This window comes from Streptomyces anandii JCM 4720, from assembly GCF_014650655.1.
Lineage (GTDB): Bacteria > Actinomycetota > Actinomycetes > Streptomycetales > Streptomycetaceae > Streptomyces > Streptomyces anandii.
In genome coordinates this window covers 135,329-141,227 of the sequence record NZ_BMVJ01000015.1, presented here as the reverse complement: position 1 = coordinate 141,227, position 5,899 = coordinate 135,329, and the positions used below count along the sequence as shown (strand labels likewise).

At 71.7% G+C, this 5,899-nt stretch carries 6 protein-coding genes; 2 read left to right on the top strand and 4 right to left on the bottom strand.

Going from position 1 to position 5,899, the window contains the following annotated elements; all coding sequences use genetic code 11:
* A partial coding sequence (locus tag IE249_RS38455) for a glycosyltransferase (RefSeq protein WP_229859232.1) occupies positions 1–215 on the bottom strand: 215 nt, incomplete at its 3' end.
* Positions 216–343: 128 nt separating this feature from the next.
* Between IE249_RS38455 and IE249_RS25145 the strand changes: the two genes are divergently transcribed.
* Positions 344–1,879 carry an LCP family protein gene (locus IE249_RS25145; RefSeq protein WP_189708156.1) on the top strand — a complete coding sequence of 512 codons (1,536 nt, stop codon included), beginning with the start codon at positions 344–346 and terminating at the stop codon, positions 1,877–1,879.
* 15 nt (positions 1,880–1,894) lie between these two features.
* On the opposite strand, the gene IE249_RS25140 is transcribed toward IE249_RS25145, so the two are convergent.
* The gene (locus IE249_RS25140) at positions 1,895–2,452 is read right to left on the bottom strand and encodes an acyl-CoA thioesterase (protein ID WP_229859230.1); all 558 of its coding nucleotides are present in this window, start codon (positions 2,450–2,452) and stop codon (positions 1,895–1,897) included.
* A gap of 119 nt (positions 2,453–2,571) precedes the next feature.
* Between IE249_RS25140 and IE249_RS25135 the strand changes: the two genes are divergently transcribed.
* Positions 2,572–3,873 carry an LCP family protein gene (locus tag IE249_RS25135; protein WP_189708152.1) on the top strand — a complete coding sequence of 434 codons (1,302 nt, stop codon included), beginning with the start codon at positions 2,572–2,574 and terminating at the stop codon, positions 3,871–3,873.
* Between the two features lie 81 nt (positions 3,874–3,954).
* Here IE249_RS25135 and IE249_RS25130 read toward each other — a convergent pair whose 3' ends face one another.
* On the bottom strand, positions 3,955–4,314 hold the full coding sequence (locus IE249_RS25130) for a four-helix bundle copper-binding protein (RefSeq protein WP_189708150.1): 360 nt from the start codon (positions 4,312–4,314) through the stop codon (positions 3,955–3,957).
* Between the two features lie 160 nt (positions 4,315–4,474).
* On the bottom strand, positions 4,475–5,704 hold the full coding sequence (locus IE249_RS25125; RefSeq protein WP_189708148.1) for a polysaccharide deacetylase family protein: 1,230 nt from the start codon (positions 5,702–5,704) through the stop codon (positions 4,475–4,477).
* Positions 5,705–5,899: the final 195 nt, after the last annotated feature.

The following is a 5,899-nucleotide window of genomic DNA, read 5'->3' as shown; positions in this document are numbered from 1 at the left end:
GGGACGGTGTGCACGCGCGGGTCGTCGCGGACGAGCTCGGCGGCGATCTCGTCCGTACGGTCCGTGGACGGACCCAGGGCGATCACGACCTCCATCTCGCCGTCGTACTCCTGCGCGAGGATCGCTTCCACGGCCCCGCGCAGATGCCGCTCCTCGTTGAGGACAGGCATGATCACAGACACGGCGGGGAGCCGCACGTCGGGCTTGGCGTTCATCGGTGCTCACGTTACCGCGAACGGGGGACACCGGTGCGCGCGGCGGGGGTCGCCTGACCGGGCTGCAGATCGTATGGGCCTACGGTGCTCACGGTGCCCACCCACGCCATATGCGGAGGTGTCCCTGCATGTCCACCACGCCGTCCCGGCCTCCCGCGCATGTGCGGCAGGAGCCGCAGCGGGCCGTCGCACCCGAGCGGCCGCACCGGCCGGACCGGCCGGAGCGGCCCGACCGGGTGCCGTACGCGCCCGTGCCGCGCCGGCGGCCGCGCTGGGCCATGCGGGCGGCGACCACGCTGTCGGTGGTGGTGCTCGCCTCGGCGGGGATCGGGCACGCGGTGGTCTCCAGCCTGGACGCCGACATCACCCGGGTCGATCCCTTCAAGGACATGAAGAACCGCCCGCGGCCCGGCCACGGCATGAACGTGCTGCTGGTCGGCACCGACGGCCGGGACCGGATCAGCGCGCAGGAGCGGCAGCGGTACCGGCTGGGCGGGCAGCCCTGTCACTGCACGGACACCATGATGATCGTGCACCTGTCGCAGGACCGGGAGCGGGCCAGCATCGTCAGCCTGCCGCGGGACTCCTACACCGAGATCCCCGCCCTCGTGGACCCGGCCACCGGCAGGCAGCGCCCCGCGCACCCGGTCAAGCTGAACGCGGCGTACGCGGAGGGCGGTCCGAACCTGACCGTGCGCACGGTCGAGAGCATGACCCATCTGAAGATCGACCACTATCTGGAGGTGGACTTCACCTCCTTCATGCGGACCGTCGACGTCCTCGGCGGCGTACAGGTCTGCACGACCGAGCCGCTCAAGGACAGCTACACCGGACTGGACCTGCCGGCCGGCAACCACAGGCTCACCGGCGGCCAGGCCCTGCAGTACGTGCGGTCCCGGCACGTGGACGGGGCCGGCGACCTCGGCCGGATGAAGCGGCAGCAGCGGTTCCTGGCCGCCCTCATCGAGCGGGCGACCTCCTCGCGGGTGCTGCTGAACCCGATGAGGTTCCGGGACGTGACGCGCGCCGTGCTCGGCTCGGTGCGGGCGGACAAGGGCTTCCACACCGACGAGCTGCTGGACCTCGGGCGGGCCATGCGGAACTTCTCGCCCTCCTCCTCGGAGTTCACCACCGTCCCGATCGCGCAGCCGGCCTTCGCCGTGAAGGGGCTCGGCTCGACCGTGAAGTGGGACGAGGCGAAGGCGGAGGAGCTCTTCGGCACCCTGCGCGAGGACCGGCCGCTGGCCGTGCGCAAGCCGGCCGCCAAGCAGCCCGACAGCCGCCCGGACCGGCCGGCGACCGTGGAGGTCCCCCCGCGGCAGATCCGGGTCCAGGTGGAGAACGGCACCTCGACGGCCGGGCTCGGCAGGCGCGTGGACAGCGCGCTCGCGGCGGCCGGATTCCGCACGACGGCGGCGCCCGTGGACTCCAGGGAGCGCGGGGTGAAGCGGACGGTCGTGGTCTACGACCCGCGCTGGGACCGCTCGGCCCGCTCCCTGGCCGCCGCCCTGCCCGGCAGCGAACTGCGCGCCGCCCCCGGCCAGGGCCCCACCCTGCGAGTCATCGCCGGCGCCGACTTCCACGAGGTCCACAAGGTCGAGCCCGAGGACCCCGCACGGCAGGCCGCCGCGGTGGTCAGGGGCGACGAGGTGACCTGCTCCTGAGACGGGGCCCCGGGATCAGTCCTCGTGGCCCTCGGCGACGCGCTTCTCGCGAAGTTCCATGATGGCGCGGCGACGGGCGAGGCGGTGGGTGCGGCGGATCTGGGCCTCCTGGTAGCGGCGCTGGTCGCGCTCGGTCTCGGGCAGGACGGGCGGGACCCGGCGGGGCTTGCCGTCGGCGTCCACGGCGGCGAAGACCAGGTAGGCCGAGCCGACCTGGGTGGGCGGCGCGGACTCGTTCCAGCGCTCGGCCAGCACCCGCACGCCGACCTCCATGGAGGTGCGGCCGGTCCAGTTGACCTGGGCCTTCACATGGACCAGGTCGCCGACGCGGACGGGCTCCAGGAACGCCATCTCGTCCATGGACGCGGTGACCGCGGGCCCTCCGCTGTGCCGGCCGGCCACGGCACCCGCCGCGTCGTCGACCAGTTTCATGATCACCCCGCCGTGCACCGTGCCCAGGAGGTTGGTGTCGTTGTGGGTCATGATGTGGCTGAGGGTGGTCCGGGAGGCCGAGGTCGGCTTGCCCGGGATCTCCGGGGCCTCGGATTCCGCGGCGGGGGCCTGGTCTGTCATGGCCCCCACCTTATGCCGGGGCGACATCCGGGGAATTTGTGTCAGCTTCGCAACAGCGCTGACCTTATTTTCCGACGGCTCTTGTAAGGCACATACTCGCTGCCTGCACACTGGGGCCCATGAATGATTGGCCCGAGGGGTGGTCCGACGACAACCGCGGCACCCGGTACGGACGCGGCAGTGCCGGCGCACAGCCGGAGAGCGCGCGCGTGATGCGCCAGGTGCGACGCGGCCCGGCGACACCGCCCGGGCAAGGCGGTGGCTACGGCGCGCCGCCGCAGCGAGTCCCGCGGCAGCCGTCGTACGTGAACGGCCAGGGCTACGACGAGGGCCACGGCCAGGACGCGTACGACAGCGGCTACAACACCGGTCAGGTCTACGGCGGCGGCGCCGGCGGCCCGGCCGGCCCCGGTGACGGGTACGCCCGCGCCGCCCGCCCCGCGCCGAACTGGCGCCGCCGCATCAAGTGGACCGCGATCACGCTGGTCACGGTGCTGGTGGTGACCTCGGTGGCGACCTATGTGTGGGCCGACTCCAAGCTGCACCGCGACGTCGACCTGTCCAAGGTGATCGACCGGCCCGAGGCCGGCAAGGGCACGAACTACCTGATCGTCGGCTCCGACAGCCGCGCCGGCATGTCGTCCGCGGACAAGCAGAAGCTGCACACCGGCTCCGCCGAGGGCAAGCGCACGGACACGATGATGATCCTGCACGTCGGCGACAACGGCGACACACTGATCTCGCTGCCCCGCGACTCGGACGTGGTGATCCCCACGTACAAGGGCTCGACGTCCGGCAAGGTCTACCAGGGCACGGGCCGGCACGTGAAGCTGAACGCCGCGTACGCGGAGGACGGCCCCGAGCTGCTGGTGCGCACCATCGAGTACAACACCGGGCTGCACATCGACCACTACGCGGAGATCGGCTTCGGCGGCTTCGCGAAGATCGTGGACGCGGTCGGCGGCGTCGACATCACCATCGACAAGGCCTTCAAGGACAAGTACTCCGGCGCCGACTTCAAGGCCGGCAAGCAGACGCTGAACGGCGAGCAGGCGCTGGCCTTCGTCCGCACCCGGCACGCCTTCGCCGCCTCCGACCTGCAGCGCACCAAGAACCAGCAGAAGTTCCTGGCCGCCCTGGCCCACCAGGTGGCCACCCCCTCCACCGTCCTGAACCCCTTCAAGCTCTACCCCACGATGGGCGCGGGCCTGGACGCCCTGACCGTCGACAAGGACATGGGCCTGTGGGACCTGGCCTCCATGTTCTGGGCGATGAAGGGCGTCAACGGCGGCGACGGCACCTCGATGAACATGCCCATCTCCGGCTCCACCGGCGGCAACCTGGTCTGGGACAAGGCCAAGGTCAAGACCCTGGTCAACGAGCTGAAGAACGACGACAAGGTCACGGTCACCGGCAACTGACCGGCCACGGCACGAAAGGCCGGGGCACGCACGAAAGGCCGGGGCACCCGGGCGGGCGCCCCGGCCTCGCGCACGCCGGACTCACATCCGGGCGCCCGCCATCGTGCGACAGCTCTCGGCGCAGCGGCGACACGCCTCGGCGCAGCGCATCATCATCTGGTCGTCGGGCATGGACATGCAGGCCTCGGCGCACATGTCGCACGCCTTGGCGCACATCGCGCACATCTCGGCCGACATGGGCGAGCGGCGCATCATCATGTCCGCGCACATGCGGGTCGTCTCGGAGCAGTCCATGAGCGCGCGCATGATCTGCATCTGCGCCTGGCCGCCCATCTGCATGCAGGAGCTCATGGCCTCCTCGCACATGTTGTGGCACGACATGCACGCGTCGACGCAGTCCTGCATCTCCTTGCTCATCGGGGTCATCGTGGGCTGGGCCATGGCTCCTCCTGTGGGCGGGCGGGACCCCGGGGCGGGTCCCGTGCCCTTCCGTCGTACGCCCGGCCGCCGCCCCGCGCCATCCGACGGAAGCACGGAATCCGCTACGTCCGTCCGGATGACCCGGGGCGTGCCGTTCGCCGGCGCCGGCCGCTCCGCGCGGTCAGTAGTAGATGACCACCGCGCTGTGGGTGGCCCAGTGCCACTCGATCGCGCCGTGCTGGAAGTTGCCGCGCCGCCCGGCCGCGATGCCGAACTCGTCGCTCACCGGGAGCCCGAGACGGCTGCCCGAGCCGCCGAGGCTCAGGTACTTCGCGAGGATCCCGCCGTGCACCTCGTGCGCCCCCGTGCCGCTGGACCAGTACACGTTTCCGCCCTGGAACTGCGAGGCCCGGCCCCCGGTCACCACCGTCTCGTCACTGAGCGGGAAGCCCAGGAAGGAGGTCACTCCGCCCAGGGACAGGAACTTGGTCAGGATCCCCCCGGCCACCCAGTGCACCGGGAGCCCCTTCTTCCAGTAGATCCGCCCGTGATCGAACCACTGCACCGCGGTGCCGGTGGTGGAGGCCGGCATCTCGACCGTCCGCGCGGCGCCCAGACCGGAACGCTGTGCGCCCATCGAGGCGTACTTGGCGCCGATCCCTCCGTGGGTGACCGTCCGGAACGGGTCGGTGAAGCCGTAGCCCATGCCGCGCAGGGTGGAGATCACCTGCGGCAGCGCCGCCGGGTCGGAGGAGCCCTCGCCCGGGTGCATCAGGATGATCGCGCCCGGCACCGTGTACTGGCGCACCCGGGCCAGGATCGTCGCGGTGGAGACGCCCTTGTAGCCGGTGGTGTCGAAGGTCCAGTCCCAGTTGACGTAGTACTTGCGCAGCGCCAGGTCCCGGTTGAGCCCCGGGTCGGCATAGCCGTCCCGGTACGGCGCGCGGAACCATCCGCCCGAGTCGTGACCGAGCCTGCGGTAGGCCGCCTCGGCCTTGTCCAGCTCCGCCCACCGCTGAGCCTGCGTCAGCTTGCTGAAGTACGGGTGGTCGTAGCTGTGGTTGACCAGCTTGCTCCCCGCGTCCATGATCGCGCCGGTAGCGGCCGGGTAGCGTTCCACGAACCGCCCGGTCAGCGAGAAGGCGGCCGTGATCCCGTTCGCCTTCAGGGTGTTGAGCACACTCGGCACCCCGGCGTCGCTCCAGTCGGCGTCGAAGGTCAGCGTGACCACCTTCGCCGTGTCGTAGCCGCGCTCGAGCACCTGCGCCCGGTACGGCGCCGCGTCCGCGGCCCGCGCGGGCGGGGCCGCCACCGCCGCCGCCATGGCAGCCGTCAGCCCGACGGCCGCCGCCTTCCCCCACGCCCCGCGGCGGCTCACCGGCCGCAGCGCGTTCACCGGACTCCACCCCATCGCAACCACCCCTCCCTTGCCGGGCCCCGCCAACTCCACCGTGCGCCCACCGACGGACCGCGGTACCACCCCGAAGGTCCCGCACCTCACGACGAACGGCCCATGGACCACCCGCTCCACGTACGACGACAGCCCCCGGCGTGGCGCCGGGGGCTGTCGTCGTACGTGCGGGGCGGTGGCTGTTCTCAGCGCGGC

Coding starts and splice junctions, on each gene's coding strand:
- IE249_RS25145 (WP_189708156.1), top strand. CDS start 344: ATGTCCACCACGCCGTCCCGGCCTCCCGCGCATGTGCGGCAGGAGCCG.
- IE249_RS25140 (WP_229859230.1), bottom strand. CDS start 2,452: ATGACAGACCAGGCCCCCGCCGCGGAATCCGAGGCCCCGGAGATCCCG.
- IE249_RS25135 (WP_189708152.1), top strand. CDS start 2,572: ATGAATGATTGGCCCGAGGGGTGGTCCGACGACAACCGCGGCACCCGG.
- IE249_RS25130 (WP_189708150.1), bottom strand. CDS start 4,314: ATGGCCCAGCCCACGATGACCCCGATGAGCAAGGAGATGCAGGACTGC.
- IE249_RS25125 (WP_189708148.1), bottom strand. CDS start 5,704: ATGGGGTGGAGTCCGGTGAACGCGCTGCGGCCGGTGAGCCGCCGCGGG.